The 16,299-nt window shown below is 42.3% G+C and carries 16 protein-coding genes; 1 reads left to right on the top strand and 15 read right to left on the bottom strand.

The features are described from left to right. Positions 1 to 49: 49 nt before the first annotated feature. Positions 50 to 994: a LysR family transcriptional regulator gene (locus tag ACTNC6_RS11290; protein ID WP_441044134.1), complete on the bottom strand. Its 945-nt coding sequence runs from the start codon at positions 992 to 994 to the stop codon at positions 50 to 52. A gap of 190 nt (positions 995 to 1,184) precedes the next feature. Here ACTNC6_RS11290 and ACTNC6_RS11285 point away from each other — a divergent pair, with 190 nt between their 5' ends. Continuing rightward, positions 1,185 to 2,576: a sodium-dependent transporter gene (locus ACTNC6_RS11285; RefSeq protein WP_441036782.1), complete on the top strand. Its 1,392-nt coding sequence runs from the start codon at positions 1,185 to 1,187 to the stop codon at positions 2,574 to 2,576. Between the two features lie 119 nt (positions 2,577 to 2,695). On the opposite strand, the gene ACTNC6_RS11280 is transcribed toward ACTNC6_RS11285, so the two are convergent. From ACTNC6_RS11280 to ACTNC6_RS11215, 14 genes are all read right to left on the bottom strand, one after another. Beyond that, positions 2,696 to 3,361, bottom strand: a complete 666-nt coding sequence (locus ACTNC6_RS11280; RefSeq protein ID WP_173743744.1) for an HAD family hydrolase — start codon at positions 3,359 to 3,361, stop codon at positions 2,696 to 2,698. A 45-nt stretch (positions 3,362 to 3,406) separates the two neighbouring features. Further along, on the bottom strand, positions 3,407 to 4,780 hold the full coding sequence (gene radA / locus ACTNC6_RS11275) for a DNA repair protein RadA (protein ID WP_441036781.1): 1,374 nt from the start codon (positions 4,778 to 4,780) through the stop codon (positions 3,407 to 3,409). Continuing rightward, positions 4,774 to 5,187 (bottom strand): endosialidase, encoded by a 414-nt coding sequence (locus ACTNC6_RS11270; protein ID WP_441044133.1) that lies wholly within the window; start codon positions 5,185 to 5,187, stop codon positions 4,774 to 4,776. Before ACTNC6_RS11270 ends, radA begins: the two co-directional genes overlap by 7 nt. A 206-nt stretch (positions 5,188 to 5,393) precedes the next feature. Next, a complete protein-coding gene (locus ACTNC6_RS11265) occupies positions 5,394 to 7,853 on the bottom strand; it encodes an ATP-dependent Clp protease ATP-binding subunit (protein WP_441044132.1) in 2,460 nt (819 codons plus the stop codon). Between the two features lie 39 nt (positions 7,854 to 7,892). After that, positions 7,893 to 8,264 (bottom strand): GntR family transcriptional regulator, encoded by a 372-nt coding sequence (locus ACTNC6_RS11260; RefSeq protein WP_441044131.1) that lies wholly within the window; start codon positions 8,262 to 8,264, stop codon positions 7,893 to 7,895. Between the two features lie 218 nt (positions 8,265 to 8,482). Beyond that, positions 8,483 to 9,247, bottom strand: coding sequence for an SseB family protein (locus tag ACTNC6_RS11255; RefSeq protein ID WP_019161100.1), 765 nt, complete (start codon positions 9,245 to 9,247; stop codon positions 8,483 to 8,485). Positions 9,248 to 9,468: 221 nt separating this feature from the next. Next, the gene (gene purD / locus ACTNC6_RS11250) at positions 9,469 to 10,743 is read right to left on the bottom strand and encodes a phosphoribosylamine--glycine ligase (protein ID WP_173743740.1); all 1,275 of its coding nucleotides are present in this window, start codon (positions 10,741 to 10,743) and stop codon (positions 9,469 to 9,471) included. 101 nt (positions 10,744 to 10,844) lie between these two features. Beyond that, positions 10,845 to 11,468: a phosphoribosylglycinamide formyltransferase gene (purN, locus tag ACTNC6_RS11245; RefSeq protein ID WP_441036778.1), complete on the bottom strand. Its 624-nt coding sequence runs from the start codon at positions 11,466 to 11,468 to the stop codon at positions 10,845 to 10,847. After that, positions 11,462 to 12,487 carry a phosphoribosylformylglycinamidine cyclo-ligase gene (gene purM / locus ACTNC6_RS11240; protein ID WP_173743738.1) on the bottom strand — a complete coding sequence of 342 codons (1,026 nt, stop codon included), beginning with the start codon at positions 12,485 to 12,487 and terminating at the stop codon, positions 11,462 to 11,464. The genes purN and purM overlap by 7 nt, the downstream gene beginning before the upstream one ends. A gap of 68 nt (positions 12,488 to 12,555) precedes the next feature. Continuing rightward, on the bottom strand, positions 12,556 to 13,056 hold the full coding sequence (purE, locus tag ACTNC6_RS11235; RefSeq protein ID WP_019161096.1) for a 5-(carboxyamino)imidazole ribonucleotide mutase: 501 nt from the start codon (positions 13,054 to 13,056) through the stop codon (positions 12,556 to 12,558). A 128-nt stretch (positions 13,057 to 13,184) separates the two neighbouring features. Next, positions 13,185 to 15,209: an aminopeptidase gene (locus ACTNC6_RS11230; protein WP_441044135.1), complete on the bottom strand. Its 2,025-nt coding sequence runs from the start codon at positions 15,207 to 15,209 to the stop codon at positions 13,185 to 13,187. Between the two features lie 27 nt (positions 15,210 to 15,236). After that, positions 15,237 to 15,560: a DUF6142 family protein gene (locus ACTNC6_RS11225; protein ID WP_441044130.1), complete on the bottom strand. Its 324-nt coding sequence runs from the start codon at positions 15,558 to 15,560 to the stop codon at positions 15,237 to 15,239. Next, positions 15,544 to 16,017, bottom strand: coding sequence for a VanZ family protein (locus ACTNC6_RS11220; RefSeq protein ID WP_441036776.1), 474 nt, complete (start codon positions 16,015 to 16,017; stop codon positions 15,544 to 15,546). Before ACTNC6_RS11220 ends, ACTNC6_RS11225 begins: the two co-directional genes overlap by 17 nt. Before the next feature lie 110 nt (positions 16,018 to 16,127). Beyond that, the gene (locus ACTNC6_RS11215; RefSeq protein ID WP_303242403.1) at positions 16,128 to 16,280 is read right to left on the bottom strand and encodes a hypothetical protein; all 153 of its coding nucleotides are present in this window, start codon (positions 16,278 to 16,280) and stop codon (positions 16,128 to 16,130) included. Between the last annotated feature and the right edge of the window lie 19 nt (positions 16,281 to 16,299).

Genomic DNA, 16,299 nt, shown 5'->3' with positions numbered 1-16,299 from the left:
TTGCGCCATTTGCGAGCGCCTTTAGCTGATCTCCCGGGCCTTAGAGTTCCTAGCTCCCGAAACCAGTCTCCCCACCCGCTGTCCTTTCGGGGCGTCCGGCGTCCGGCCTCCGGCCTCCACAGGCAACTTCCATATTTTGCTGAAAATACTCCACCAAAATTTTAGTCACAACCGATTTCATTGTCCGTGCAAATGCCAATCCAATAATCCGTGACCTTCCCGGCTCAAGTGGTCTGCTCTCGACATCATTTGCAAATGCTTTCATAACCAGTTCCTGAGAAATCGTTACTCCAAGCCCGCTTTTTACAAATGCCATAATCAACGTATCATCCCGGAAACTGTAAGATGTCTTCGGCTTCTTTTTGCAGCTTTCCAGCAAATGCAAAATATCATTATCACACCCCGGCGTTTCTATAATAAACGGATATTCTAATAACTCCTCCAGTCTCACACTTCTTTTTTCAGCAAGAGGATGTCCTTTCTTTATTACTGCACAAAGAGGATCTTCACACAATGGATAAAATTTCAAATCATCCGCAACAATAGATGACAAAAATCCGCAGTCCACTTGTCCATGAATAATCCAGTTTCTGATTTCATCATAGTTTCCATCAAAAATCTGCACTTCAACCTGCGGATAATTTTCATTAAAAAAATGGATCACGTCCGGCATCCACAATGCTGTTATACTGGAAAAGCTGCCAATTCGAAGTTTTCCTTCTATTTTGTGATTAATGTTAAATGCTGCCTGTCTGAGTTTATCTTTCTGATTTGCCATCTCCTGTATATAAGGAAGCAGTCTCGTTCCATTATCCGTCAGCGTTACTCCTTTTTTCGCTCTTGCAAATAATTGCACACCCAGTTCTTCTTCAAAAGCTGCCATCATCTGGCTAATACCTGACTGTGTATAGTTCAGTGCCTGTGCTGCTTTAGAAAAGTTTCCGGTCTCACATACTTTTAAAAAAATCTCATATCGATCCCTTATTTCTTTCATTAACTATTCTTCCCCTTTTCTGCGTCACCCTAAATCTATAAAAACACTTTATTTTAAAGTACCTCATTTTTTACTTATCATTATCCATTACTTTTTTTAATATATAACAGTAAAAACATTCATTTTACTTATACATTAACATATGTTATCGTACTAATGCAAACATAAATCATACAGGAGATTATCTATTATGGAAAGGAAATCAAATCATTTTTCAGGACAGCTTGGTTTTGTCCTTGCTGCTGCCGGAAGTGCTGTCGGAGTGGGAAATTTATGGAGATTCCCATACCTTGCAGCCAAAGACGGAGGGGGATTATTTTTAATTATCTATTTTGTTCTTGTACTTACATTCGGATTTACACTTCTTACCTCCGACATCGCCATTGGACGCCGTACTCAGAAAAGTGCAATCGGAGCTTACAGCGAAATGCATCCCAAATGGAAGTTTCTGGGGATTCTTACATTTCTGGTACCGGTCCTTATCATGACCTATTATGCTGTTATCGGCGGATGGATCACCAAATATGCTGTAGTCTACCTGACTGGACAGGCAAAAGCCGCTGCAGCAGATGATTATTTTACTTCTTTTATCACTTCATCTGCTTCTCCGGTTCTTTTTGCACTTCTCTTTATGGGTGTAACAGCATTTATTGTATACAATGGTGTTCAGAATGGTATCGAAAAAGTATCGAAATGGATGATGCCAGTGCTTCTTGTACTCGTTGTCATCATTTTCATTTACTCACTGACGCTTAAGCATACAGATGCCTCCGGTCAGGTACACACTGGATTGCAGGGATTTTTGTATTATTTGACTCCAAGCTTTAAGGGGCTTACTGTACAGAGATTTTTACAGATTCTGCTGGATGCAATGAGTCAGCTGTTCTTCTCTCTCAGCGTGTCCATGGGAATCATGATCACCTACGGTTCTTATGTAAAGCCTGATGTTGACTTAAACAAGGCTGTTAATCAAATTGAAATTTTTGACACAGGAGTTGCATTTCTTGCAGGTGCCATGATCATCCCTGCTGTATTCGTATTTTCCGGAACAGAGGGAATGGGAGCCGGTCCAAGCCTTATGTTTGTATCTCTCCCAAAGGTCTTTGCAGCCATGGGAAAAGCAGGCATATTTGTAGGAATCCTCTTTTTTGTAACTGCTATTTTTGCAACACTGTCATCCTGCATCTCTGTGCTGGAATCCATTGTTGCAAACTGTATGGAAATTTTCCACACCGGCAGAAAGAAAACTGTTTCTGTTTTATCTGCAGTTTATCTTGCCGCTTCTGCGATTATTGCTTTGGGATACAGCATTTTCTATGTAGAAGTGAAACTGCCCAATGGTTCTACAGGACAGCTGCTTGATATCATGGATTACATCAGTAACAGTGTTATGATGCCATTTATCGCATTACTTTCCACCATTCTGATCGGATGGGTCATGACACCTGATTATGTTATTGATGAAATGGAACGAAACGGTAAAAATTTCCGCAGAAAAAAACTTTATCGTATCATGATCCGCTATGTTGCACCGGTTATGATGTTTATCTTGTTTTTACAGTCAACAGGAGTTCTCTCATAAGCAAAAACTTAAGATAACAAAAAAAGAAATCTGTTTTCCTGGAAAAGCTTTTAAATAAGCACCAGAAAAAACAGATTTCTTTTTTATTCAATTACTGACACTTCTAAAACCAAATGAATTTATCTGACTGATTCCTGCAAAAATTCCTGTACTGCGCAAAGGGATCCCAGAATCTGTTCTGCAAGGGACTTCATCTCCTCAGTAGGTTCCATCAGGTCCGGCACCATAATAGGATGCATTCCTGCTGCATGTGCTGCCCTGATCCCATTATAAGAATCTTCTATCACATAACAATTTTCCGGTTTTGATTCCAGTCTCCCGCATGCTTCCAGAAAAATGTCCGGTTCCGGTTTGCTATGTTTTACCATGTCCCCGCCAACGATCTGATCAAAATATTCCAGCAATCCCCCCTCCGAGATCTGTCTGCGTACTATTTTCTCCCGTGTAGAACTGGCAATTCCTACTTTAAATCCCTTGTCTTTCAGATATTTCAACAGTTCCTCAACTCCCTGTTTCTTTGCCAGCTTCCCATCAGATGCATGGGCAAAAAACACTTCCGCCATCTCCGCTTTATACTCATCATAGGGAAAATCCTGACCATAATGTCTCAGAAAAATCTGCTTACTCACAGCACTATTGGTTCCCAGGCACTCATGACATACCTTCTCAACATCCTGAATTCCATGACGCCCTGCCACCTCTTTCCATGAGCTCAGCACGAGTATTTCAGAGTCAAAAATCACTCCATCCATATCAAAAATCACTGTATTGATTCCATCTGCCATAACGTTTTCTCCTACCCGCAATAATATTTATGGATTCCCCAATAACTATTTTCTCATAATATAACTGATCGCATCACGGATCTGTGACACATAAACCAGATTGATCCCTTCTGGCTTTCCCACAGAAGACTTACATACTTCCGGAAGCATAACAGTCTCAAAACCTAGCTTCTTTGCCTCCTGCACACGCTGTCCCGCCATGCTTACTGCACGGATCTCTCCACTTAAACCAACCTCGCCAAATACCATTACCCTATCCGGTATCACCACATCTTTACAACTGGAAACAATAGCAAGGCAAATCCCCAGGTCAATGGCAGGCTCTGTCATTTTCATGCCTCCGGCAATATTCACATAAGCATCCGAAGTACCCAAATGGATACCAACCTTCTTCTCTAGCACAGCCATAAGCAGGTTTACCCTGTTAAAATCTGTACCGACTGCTGTACGTCGAGGAATTCCAAAATTACTTTGACACACCAGAGCCTGAATCTCCACCAGGATCGGACGGGTTCCTTCCATGGAGCATGCCACAACAGAACCTGATGCATCCTCCGGTCTTCCATTCAGCATGTATTCAGACGGATTTTTTACTTCCTCCAGTCCTGTATTGCACATTTCAAATACACCAATCTCATTTGTAGAACCAAAACGGTTCTTCACAGCTCGCAAAACACGGTAAGATGCATGACGGTCTCCCTCAAAGTAGAGCACTGTATCTACCATATGTTCCAGGACTCTCGGTCCGGCCACATTCCCTTCCTTTGTCACATGTCCTACAATAAAAACAGAGATACCCATACCTTTGGCGATCTGCATTAAAATATTGGTAGACTCCCTGACCTGAGATACACTTCCCGGTGCAGAGCTGACATCCTCATGAAACATTGTCTGAATAGAATCGATCACAACTACATCTGGCTTTTTTCTCTCAATTACCTCTCGGATCACTTCCAGATTTGTCTCACAGAGAAGCTGCATTTTATCATTAAAATCTCCGATTCGATTAGCTCTCAGTTTAATCTGACGCAGAGACTCCTCACCTGAAATATAGAGAACTGTCACCTGATTTTCTGCCAGGTTTCTGCACACCTGTAAAAGCAGGGTAGATTTACCAATCCCCGGATCGCCACCCACTAAAACAAGGGAGCCGGGGACGATACCGCCTCCCAACACCCTGTCAAGTTCTCCTATCTGTGTTGTCTGTCGTTCATCTTCAGACAGGCTGATATCCTTCAGAATTACCGGATCCTGTCTTTTCTCTGATGCTTTTAAATTGCCGGAAGGATTTTTCTTAGCAGAAACTGTTTCTTCCACAAAAGTATTCCAGGCCTTGCATCCCGGACACTGTCCCATCCACTTGGCAGATTCATAGCCACACTCCTGGCAAAAATAAACTGTCTTTTTATTTTTTAACATTTTACAATCTTAACTTCTACTCTTGCTGCATTTCCAAGCTCCACACTGAAAGAAAGCTTCCCTCCCAGATTCGTCTTCATTTTTCCTGTACTTGCCTGTTCGATAAATACTTCATACTCTGTATCCGGTTCCATTTCTACTGTAATCTGCGCATCTTCCGGTCCCTCTACATGGAAATCCATCTGGTCCGCACTCTGAACAAGACCAAATACTGAAGTTCCCGGAACAGATTCATAAACGAACATTCCGTTTTTTTCCAGCTTGGTAATCTCTCTGAAAGTCTTCACTTTATACATATCGCCCTGATGCTGGTAATCTGATAACTTGGATTTCTGTGCCAGTTCATAATCACCAAAGCTGATTGATCCATTCTCTTCTGTGCGGATTAATTCTTTTACTACTGCCATTTCCTTATGTCCTCCCTAAGACTCTTTTGTTTGCCGCAATATGGGATACACTTCCCATCCAAATATTTCTCATCTGACAAAAGCAGACAAATTCTTCGGCATTAATTGTATTTATTATATAATAAATCCTAAAATCTTACCAGTATCTATACTGAATTTTAATACTTATTTTACAAAGTATATGTCATACAGACCGATCTGTAGAGTTAATTTTTTACTTCGAACAGGATTTCCTCTTTATGAAGTCTCACCTGAACATGATCCCCTCGTTTGATTTTTCCCTCCAGGATTTCATTTGCCAACGCATCCTCAATTCTGCTCTGGATCGCACGTCGAAGAGGTCTGGCACCATATTTATTATCAGAGCCTTTTTCCACAATAAAATCCTTTACTGCACCTGTCACAGTCAGGCAGATATCCATTTGCTCTGCACAGCGCTTCTCCAGCGTTTTCAGAAGAAGTGTAACAATCTTCTTAATCTGTTCTTTATTCAGCATATGGAAAACAATAATCTCATCAATACGGTTCAGAAATTCCGGTTTGAAAATCCTGCGGACTTCCTCCATCACACCGCCCTTCATGCGTTCGTGATCTTTCTTCTCATCATTTCCGGACATAAATCCCAGATGCTTCGGTTCCATAATAGCCTGTGCTCCTGCATTGGAGGTCATGATAATGATCGTCTGCTTGAAATCCACTTTTCTTCCCTGGGCATCTGTGATATGTCCATCATCCAGCACCTGCAGCAAAATATTAAATACATCCGGATGAGCTTTCTCAATCTCATCAAAAAGCAGCACACTGTAAGGATTTCTGCGAACCTTCTCGCTAAGCTGTCCTCCTTCTTCATAACCCACATATCCAGGAGGAGAACCTATCATTTTAGACACGCTGTGCTTCTCCATATACTCCGACATATCCACACGGATCATAGCCTGTTCACTGCCAAACACAGCTTCAGCCAAAGCCTTGGAAAGCTCTGTCTTACCTACACCTGTGGGACCCAGAAAAAGGAATGAACCGATAGGTCTGTTAGGATCTTTCAATCCTACTCTGCCCCGCTTTACAGCCTGAGAAACAGCTTTTACCGCCTCTTCCTGACCGATCACCCGCTTATGCAGTTCCTTTTCCAGACGCGCCAGGCGTTTGGTTTCTCCTTCTGTCAGTCTCTGAAGCGGAATCTTTGTCCAGTCAGAAATAATACCTGCAACAGCAGCTTCATCTACCACCAGTTTCTTTCTGTTATTTTTGCGTTCCACTTTTATATGAAGCTTCTCAATCTGTGCCTCCAGTTCCAGCTGCCGGGCATGAATTTCCTTTGCCCTGGCTAAATCTGCAGCCTTCACTGCCTCCTCTTTCTCATCCTTCACTGCCTCCAGCTGCTGTTCCAGATTTTCCAACTCCGGTTCAGACTTATAGCCTGCCAGCTGTATTTTAGAAGCAGCCTCATCCACCACATCAATAGCTTTATCAGGAAGGAAGCGATCGTTAATATAACGCTGGGACATTTTTACTGCAGCCTCTAACGCTGTATCTTCAATCCTTACCCCATGATGCTTCTCATAATATGGCCTAAGACCCTTCAGGATCTCATAAGCCTCCTCAGGAGAAGGCTCTTCCACAGTCACAGGCTGGAAACGTCTCTCCAGGGCAGCATCCTTCTCAATATGCTTGCGATATTCATCCAAAGTGGTTGCTCCAATAAGCTGAATCTCTCCTCTGGATAAAGCGGGTTTTAAGATATTAGAGGCATCCAAAGCACCTTCAGCCCCACCTGCTCCGATAATAGTATGGATTTCATCAATGAACAAAAGAATTCCCTGATGCTCCCTTACTTCTTGGATCACATTCTTGATACGCTCTTCAAATTCCCCACGGTACTTACTGCCAGCCACCATTCCTGAAAGATCAAGCACTACCAGACGTTTATCCCGCACAGTATCCGGCACCATTCCCATAACAATTCTTTGGGCAAGCCCCTCTGCAATGGCAGTCTTACCCACTCCGGGTTCACCTACCAGACATGGATTGTTTTTGGTCCTTCTGCTGAGAATCTGTATAAGACGGTTAATCTCTTTCTCACGTCCGATTACCGGATCCAGTCTGCCTGCAGCAGCCAGCTCTGTCAGATCCCTGCTGTACTGGTCAAGTGTTGGAGTAGCTGTTACTTTTCTGTTCCGGGCATTTTGCACATAACGGAATTCCTCTGCAATCGCATCATCGTCAAATCCCATAGCACTGAGCACAGCAGCAAAAAGCTTCTGAATGTTTATTCCCATAGTATACAGAAGTCTGGTTGCCACACAATCTGTCTCTTTTAATAAAGCCATCAGAATGTGCTCTGTACCTGTACTGCATTCCATATTTTCAGCATCTGTATGTGCCTGGTTCAGAATCCGTTCTGATCTGGGACTGTACTTGAGAATTTCCGTTTCCTTTGTCAGGTTTTCTCCCTGAGGAAGAGCAATCAGCTCACTGATCAGTTTCATCAGTCTGTCTTCCTCCACTTCAAACTCCTGAAGAACTTTTCCCGCAGTTCCCTCCTGCTCTTTAACTAGACCCACCAGCAGATGTTCTGTTCCAATATAACCATGTCCACTGGATTTTGCTGTATTTTTTGCCAGTTTTAAGGCATTCTGTGCCTGTCTGGTAAATTTATTATCCATATTACCTCCAATTTATAGCTATTTATTCAAGTCAAATTTTCAGATCTTATATTCATCAAATATCTCATCGATCAACTGGTGAACCTCTTCACGGCTCACATTCTTGCAGCATCCTCTGGCCAGAGCCACAGATAAATTCTGTTTCAGATCCTCCAATGCCTTCCGCTTATTCACATCAATAGAGATCACTGCACCCTTTCGGCGGTCAATGGTTACAAAACCTTCCTGCCGCAGCAGTGAATAGGCTTTGTTTACTGTGTGCATATTAATGCCAACAGTATCTGCCAGCTGTCTCACAGAAGGAAGTGTATCCCCCTCCTGCAGCCTGGCTGTGGCAATCCCCATGATGATCTGATTGGTCAGCTGAATATATATTGCTTCATCACTGTTGAAATCTATCTCAATCACCATACATATACGACTCCTTTTTATGTTACACATATACTAGCACAAACCACCAGTTTTGCAAAGACCTTTTTTCTCAACCTCTTTTATTATGTGTGACCGGACGCAAAATAAGCAGACGTGTATATCTGTACCCAAAAATGCACATTATGCTTACCATCAGCATAATGTGCATCTTATATTCCACCTGGCATCCCCTGTGTCAGATACTTTCTTTACATTTATTATCCAATAATTTTTTCAAGCTGTTCCTTTGTCAGTACCAGATTGAATCCCATAGGATTCACTACATAAGCCTTCGCCTGCTGAATCATCAGTTCCGGAAGCTTATTTAACGGAACTTTAGCAATCCGAAGCTTACGTCCCTTAGTAAATTTCTCCAATTCCATCACATCTGTAAAAACAGGCTGCAATATTTCCTCATTTTTATTCTTAAGATATGGAATACGGATCTGTTTCGGATCCTCTTCATTTACTTCCATAGCAACCAGATACTGTGATTTACGCATATTTACCAGTAGTTCCTCCTCAAGTTCGCGGAGATTACCATGCTGTTCCTTCTCTACCGGACGGCGAAGCTCCTGCATAAAATAAATACCAGATAACTCCAGTGTAGGGTTCAAAAGGGGTCTATGCTCCTCCGGAATCTTGCTCAGATCATGCTGCTTTGCAATATCCGGCAGATCAATTTCTACCTGTTCCTCACCATCTACCCACATTACTGTATTCACACCAATTGCATAAAAAGTACCATATAACCTTGGATAATCTTTTTTCTCATAACGCATACCCATAAGGAGGACCTTATCATCCAGAAGTTTTTTTCCAAATTCTTTAATTCCTTCCTCTGTGGAAAAGATCCATGCCTGATCATTAAAAGTTTCCTCATCGCATTTCACATATGGAAGCTTGGTAAACTGTGAATAAGCCACATATACCATATCTCTGTTCTGTAATTCCTTAATTGCATCTTCTTTACTGATTGCCATTGTCTTACCCTCTCTGTCTCAATTCTATTATAATCTGCAATACCCCGCTATCCATGGAGCAGAGTCAAGCGGATATTCATTCACTGCAATTCTTTTATATTTTATAACAAAATATCTAATAAGTAAAGGTAATTCATGTAAAAAGTGCTTAATATGCATAAAAAAGGAGATTGCCATCCTGACAATCTCTCTTTCATAATCTCAAATTGTAAAGGTTGTCCTTATGCCTCGTCAATTGCCTTTCCAATATCATGTCTCATATACTTATTGGCAAAGGAAATCCACTCTGTAGCTGCATAAGCGTTCTTTCGCGCTTCCTTCAGATCCTTACCTGTTGCTGTAATTCCCAGCACACGACCGCCATTTGTTACAATCTGACCATCCTTTTGCTTTGTTCCTGCATGGAAACAATAATAGCCTTCTTTGTCTTTAAAGTTTTCAAATCCATACATCGGAACTTCCTTTTCATATTTCACAGGATATCCATCGCTGGCCAGAACCACACATACAGCTGCATTATCCTCAAACTGCAGATCCACCTGATCCAGTTTGCCGTCAATACAGGCTTCCATTACTTCTACAATATCGTTCTTCATACGCGGCAGCACTACCTGCGCTTCCGGATCTCCAAAACGCGCATTATATTCCAACACTTTCGGCCCATCCGCAGTAAGCATCAGGCCAAAGAAAATAATCCCCTTAAAAGGTCTTCCCTCTGCAGCCATAGCATCCACTGTAGGCTGATAAACATATTTTCTGCAGAACTCATCCACCTCATCTGTATAGAAGGGACTTGGAGAAAAAGTACCCATGCCGCCGGTATTTAAGCCCTGATCACCATCCTGAGCCCGCTTATGATCCTGTGCAGAAGTCATGGTACGTATGGTGCTGCCATCCACAAAGGAAAGAACAGATACCTCACGTCCTGTCATAAACTCCTCAATAACCATGGTGTTTCCGGCAGTACCAAATTTCTTATCCTCCATGATTTCTTTTACACCATCTTCGGCTTCCTGCAGATCCTTACAGATCAGCACACCTTTGCCCAAAGCCAGACCGTCAGCCTTCAGCACAATCGGAAACTTTGCTTCTGTACGAAGATATTCCAGAGCCTTTTTAGGATCATCAAAATTCTCATATGCAGCAGTAGGAATATTATATTTCTTCATCAGATCCTTGGAAAAAGCCTTGGAGCCTTCCAGGATAGCTGCATTTTTACGAGGTCCGAATACTCTCAGTCCTTTTGCCTCAAACACATCTACAATACCACCCACCAGCGGATCATCCATACCAATAATAGTCAGATCAATCCCCTTCTCCTGGGCAAAATCTGCCAGTCTGTCAAATTCCATGGCACCAATATCCACACACTCAGCCAGCTCTGCAATTCCTGCATTTCCTGGTGCACAGTAAATCTTATCTACCTTTGGGCTTTTAGACACGCTCCACGCAATAGCATGCTCTCTTCCGCCGCTGCCTACGATCAAAACCTTCATTTTATCTGCTCCTTATCTATGTCAGTTCCGGAAAAAGCCCCGGAACTCTATTTGTCCATCTGATAATCTCTACGTTTCTTCAGCCAGTATTCTGCCTATGCTTAACTTATCCGTACTTTTCCGTCTTCTACAGATACCTTGCCATTTGCAATAAGGTTAATAGCTTTTGGTAAAATTTTCCATTCTGCCTTTTCCATTACTCTTCTCTGCAGAATCTCAGGAGTATCTCCCTGCTTGATCTTTACTGCTTTCTGCAAAATAATAGGTCCTGTATCTGTACCGGTATCTACAAAGTGCACGGTTGCCCCTGTTACACGGACCCCTCTTTCCAGCGCCTTTTTATGAACATGAAGACCATAAAAGCCCACGCCGCAAAAAGCTGGAATCAATGACGGATGAATGTTGATGATCCTGTTAGGAAAAGCTTCCACTATCATCGGAGGAATTGCTACCAAAAATCCGGCCAGCACCACCAGTTCCACACCACTTTCCTGAAGTTTTGCCAGCAGCGCCTTATGAAATTCTTCTCTGCTTTCAAATTTCTTCGGTGAAATACATGCTGCCTCTATGTTATGATTCTTCGCTCTCTCCAGTGCATAGGCATTTGGATTATTACTGATTACCAGAGAAACCTCTGCATTTGTGATTTTTCCATTATCAATGGCATCCAGGATTGCCTGGAGATTGGTCCCTCCGCCGGAAACCAGTACGCCAACCTTTAACATAAGGTCACTCCCTTTTCTCCGTTCTCAATACGTCCAACCACATATGGAGTATCTCCTGCTGCTTTGATTGCTTCCATAGTTTTATCCACATCTGCAGAATCTACCGCCAGAATCATTCCTAATCCCATATTATATGTATTATACATCATCTGCTCATCAATATTTCCCTTCTGAGCCAGAAGTTTAAAAATTGGAAGTACCGGATAGCTGTCTTTTTCAACTACTGCATGGGTGCCTTCTTTAAGCATACGCGGAATATTCTCATAGAAACCGCCTCCTGTGATATGACTGCATGCATGTACACAGACACCTGTATTTTTGATGCTCTTTAATGCTTTTACATAAATTCTGGTAGGTGCTAAAAGAGCTTCTCCCAGAGTCATTCCCAGTTCCTCATAATAGGTATCCAGAGATTCCTTTGTCATCTCAAACACCTTGCGCACCAGGGAAAATCCATTACTGTGCACACCTGTAGAAGCCATACCGATCAGTACGTCCCCTGCTTTCAGCTTCTCACCTGTGATCATTTCTTTTTTATCACATACTCCCACTGCAAAACCAGCCAGATCATACTCATCCTCAGGCATAAGTCCCGGGTGTTCCGCTGTCTCGCCACCAATGAGGGCAGCCTCAGACTGTACACATCCCTCTGCCACGCCGCCTACAATAGCAGCAATTTTTTCCGGATAATTTTTTCCGCAGGCAATATAATCCAAGAAGAATAATGGCTCACCACCTGCGCAGGCAATATCATTCACACACATGGCAACTGCATCAATACCGATGGTATCATGTTTATCCATAACCATGGCAAGTTTTACCTTTGTTCCGCAACCGTCAGTACCTGACAAAAGAACTGGTTCTTCCATATCCTTGATCTTAGCCAGGGAAAAAGCTCCGGAAAATCCGCCAAGGCCTCCCAGAACCTCCTCACGCATAGTTCTCTTTACATGTTCCTTCATTAACTCTACTGATTTGTATCCTGCTTCAATATCCACTCCGGCTGTCTTGTAATCCATAATCATCCTCCATAAGCTCCAGTTTCTGTACTGGCTCTTTCATATTATTATTTTCAGTTCATTATTGATCAATAATTCTTATATCCCACTTCCTGCAGTCTGGCATCCTTTGCCTCTACCTGCTCCTTCAGTTCCTGACTATATGCTTTTAACCGGTCAAGAAGCTCTGCGTCTGAAGTTGCCAGAATCTTTGCTGCCAGAAGTCCTGCATTCGCTCCACCGTTAATCGCTACGGTAGCTACCGGAATTCCGGATGGCATCTGTACAATAGAATAAAGGGAATCCCTGCCTCCCAGTGAGGTGGTGTGCATGGGAATACCAATTACAGGCATTGGGAAGATTGCTGCGCACATTCCAGGCAGATGTGCTGCCATTCCGGCTCCGGCAATAATTACTTTAAATCCTTTCTCCTCAGCGGTTTTCGCATATTCAAAGAATACATCCGGTTCTCTGTGTGCGGAAATAATTTTCATTTCATAATCAATTCCAAGCTTGTCCAGAATAGCTGCTGCTTTGCTCATAATCGGCATATCTGAGTCGCTACCCATCACAATTCCTACTTTTGCCATAATTATTCTCCTTTTCTCTTTAGATGCTTCATTCGTTAGAAAGATATTTGCTTTCAACTCTCTCTAATGGTAGATTCTACTAAGATTCTCCGGTTCTGTCAACAAAGATAACGTCAGTAACCTAAAAATTACAATTCTCCGAAAGCTTCATTCAATGCTTCTGTACCCGGAAGCACAAATCGTCCGTCCTCAATGACAGGGATCATATCGCCGTCATCATCCACTGCACAGATACTTCCCAGCTCATCATAAGGAATAGTAATGTCCGTATGACATCCATAATAGGCCAGACTTACATCATCCTTACGCATCTCTGAGATCTCATTGTCCCTGGCGATAATCTCCTTGCCGTCAGGATTATATACAGGTGTATCTTCAGCCCAGCTGTAACAAGTATCTCCCACTGCAAAATGAGGTCCCATTTTCTCTGCAATGAGAATCGGTAATTTGTCTGCAATATCATATTTCTGTGCTGCCACATAGGCAGTGGTATTGGTACCGATTGCAAACTCTCCCATAGCCAGTCTGGGATGATGAAACAGAATATTATCTTCAATATATTTCCGATTCTCTTCCTCAGTATCAAAATTGCTGCAGGTATAATCAATAACCTGGCCACAGTCAAATACCAGTTTCAGGTCACAAAACTGCAAGCCATTAAGATATACCTTGGAAACATGAAGGATACCGCCGGTTCCTGCCAGCACCGGAGATGTAAACACTTCTCCCAGCGGTATATTCACATCTGCCACACAGTTCTCGAAATTTGTCTGTTTTTGAGGATCTGTAAGGGTATGAAGATGGATAAGCAAATCTGTCTCATTATCTCCTTTTCCCTTGATTTCCACCCATTCACAGGTATCCAGAGTGTCAATGATAGTCTGTTGGATTTTCTGGTATTTTTTATAATCCAATGTATTAATTTTTACAATCTCGCGGAAAATGTCCTGGAAATTTTCTCCAATTTCAGGGATGGGATAAGCAATAATTGTAAAGCTTCTCTCTTCACCTTTAATATATCGATTCACGATCTGCCCGGATTCGTTATCCAGCTCCACCTGTAATTTCTGCTGTGCTTCGTTAAAGGTCCAGCACTCTTCCTTGTTCACCGGCGAAAATGGTTTCTCCCCAAAAGTCTCGATCACTGCAGGACCACCATGAACCTCTGCCAGGTCTGCATATTCATCATAGGAGGTCTGCATTGCGCGAAGCTTGCGTTTAACAAAATCAGAATCCATAAACAGAGCACTATCCTGCCTGTGGTCATAATCAAACTGCGGATTGGCAACTGCACCTGTAAAACCAACACGATTCTGACTTCTTTTGTTCACTGCATGAAGTGCATGACGATAGATCACAGCCTTCAGTCCCATTTCCTCAAACTGCAGTATGGCAGCTTTAACCATACGTTCAAATCCCAGCTCATAACGGATATTTACTGTCTTCTTCTTCCTGATATCTTTTCTGCCTGTAACAAAGCCCATACGGTACCCTTCTGTATAAGTACCTGCCATACTGTCTATTTCTTCCTGGGACATGGAGTTTAAAAATCTGGCAGTCTCCAGCTGGCTCTCTGAGATGTATTCTCCAAATCTGTACAGATATCGCAGATCATTCAGATCAGATTTCATAATAATATTTACAGCAAAATCTTCTTCAGGGTCAACCCCTTCCCTGATCCTGGTCTCTACCATATCCTGGCAATAATCATTCACATAGGAAAGCAGGATTTCTCTCACCTGCTTCTCAGCCGGCAGTTCCTCTTCCGAAAACGCAGAATACATTTCCAGAAAAAGTTCCAGACCTACTGTAATATCCCAGACTTTTTTTTCAAAAGCATAGCCAATGCTTCCATGCAGTTCTGTATAAAGGAAAGTAAAAGCTCTTCCATATTCTCCCAGCATTTTCTGTGCATAAACAGGATTTCCATAGGACTTTTCATAATTCTGCGGAAGCACATCCTGATACAGTTCATAGTTCTGTGCCTGCAGCTCCCCCAAAGTCTTATCCTGCTCCTGATTTTCATCCATCACAGAAATTACTTTCTGTAGAAATTCTGCCTCTTTTATAAAAAAATCCTGATATGGCATTTTTACTATATTTTCTTCAGGTATCTGTACGATTCTTTCCTTCGCCAGTTTATACCGTTCCATAACCCATTCGTCCAAATCTTCATCTCCTTAAATTTTAGTCATTCCAAGCAGATACATCCCCAGCCAACCAATCATGATCATACCATTTAAAATAGATCCGATCATACTGGTACGATGATTTCTGCCTGTTTCCGAAAAACTCAGCAGCCCCATAATAAAACCATACACAGACAGCAGCATTGCAAAAAGGCTGATGCCTCCTACAATATATCCCATTTTACCATCAAATACACAGGCCAGCATCACTGCTGCCAAAAACAGAACCAATGAAGCTGCCGCCAGTCCTGTGGACAGTTTTCCCTTTCGGGCTTCCTGTTTTTTCACAAAAGCATATCTATATCTTTTTGCCATAAATCTTTCTCCTCAGATGATCACAGATAAAAAAAAGCAGATATCCCAGTGCTGCTCCTGCTGTATTTAGAATCATATCATCCACATCAAAGCATCCTACCCTGGTTATCAGCTGAATCACCTCCACCGTCAGGCTTAATCCAAATCCTGCCAGAGTGATCAGAAGACCACTTCGCATTTTTTCTGTAATAACAGGCAGAATAAATCCAAAGGGTAAAAATCCTGCCACATTGCACACCAGATTCGTAAATACTGCTGCAAACCCAAGCTGTTTTCTGTATACCCAGAATCTCCGTATTTCCACAAAAGGTACCAGATTATATCTGAATTCCTGTTCTGTCACAACTGCTCTTCCATATTTTTCCGAAAAAAAGAGGAAATAAACCAATGCCAGTACATACAGAGTAAAAGAAACCAGCCCCAGTCCCCTGATAATATGTTTTGTTTCTTTTTTCAAAATTTTATTTGCCCCTATTTCTACATAAAAGCCGAACGGAACGTATACATCCGGTTTCCGCGCGGCTTTACAGTCTAAACGGATATGTTGCCAGACGGCAACATTACCAACTATAAAAGTATTTCAGATTTTTTCTTCAGCAGTCTTGCACCATTTATGATCATCATAATACCGGCAGTTATTCCTGTGGCAAGTATGATAATTCCCACTGCCAGACTGCATGCACCTGTGGAAGACATGGTTTTATAAAGTTTTTCGTTCATGGTCATTCCTCCCTGCTCA

It is taken from the genome of Blautia sp. HCP3S3_C4 (genome assembly GCF_052064095.1).
GTDB lineage: Bacteria > Bacillota > Clostridia > Lachnospirales > Lachnospiraceae > Blautia_A.
This window is presented reverse-complemented; position numbering and strand designations above follow the sequence as displayed.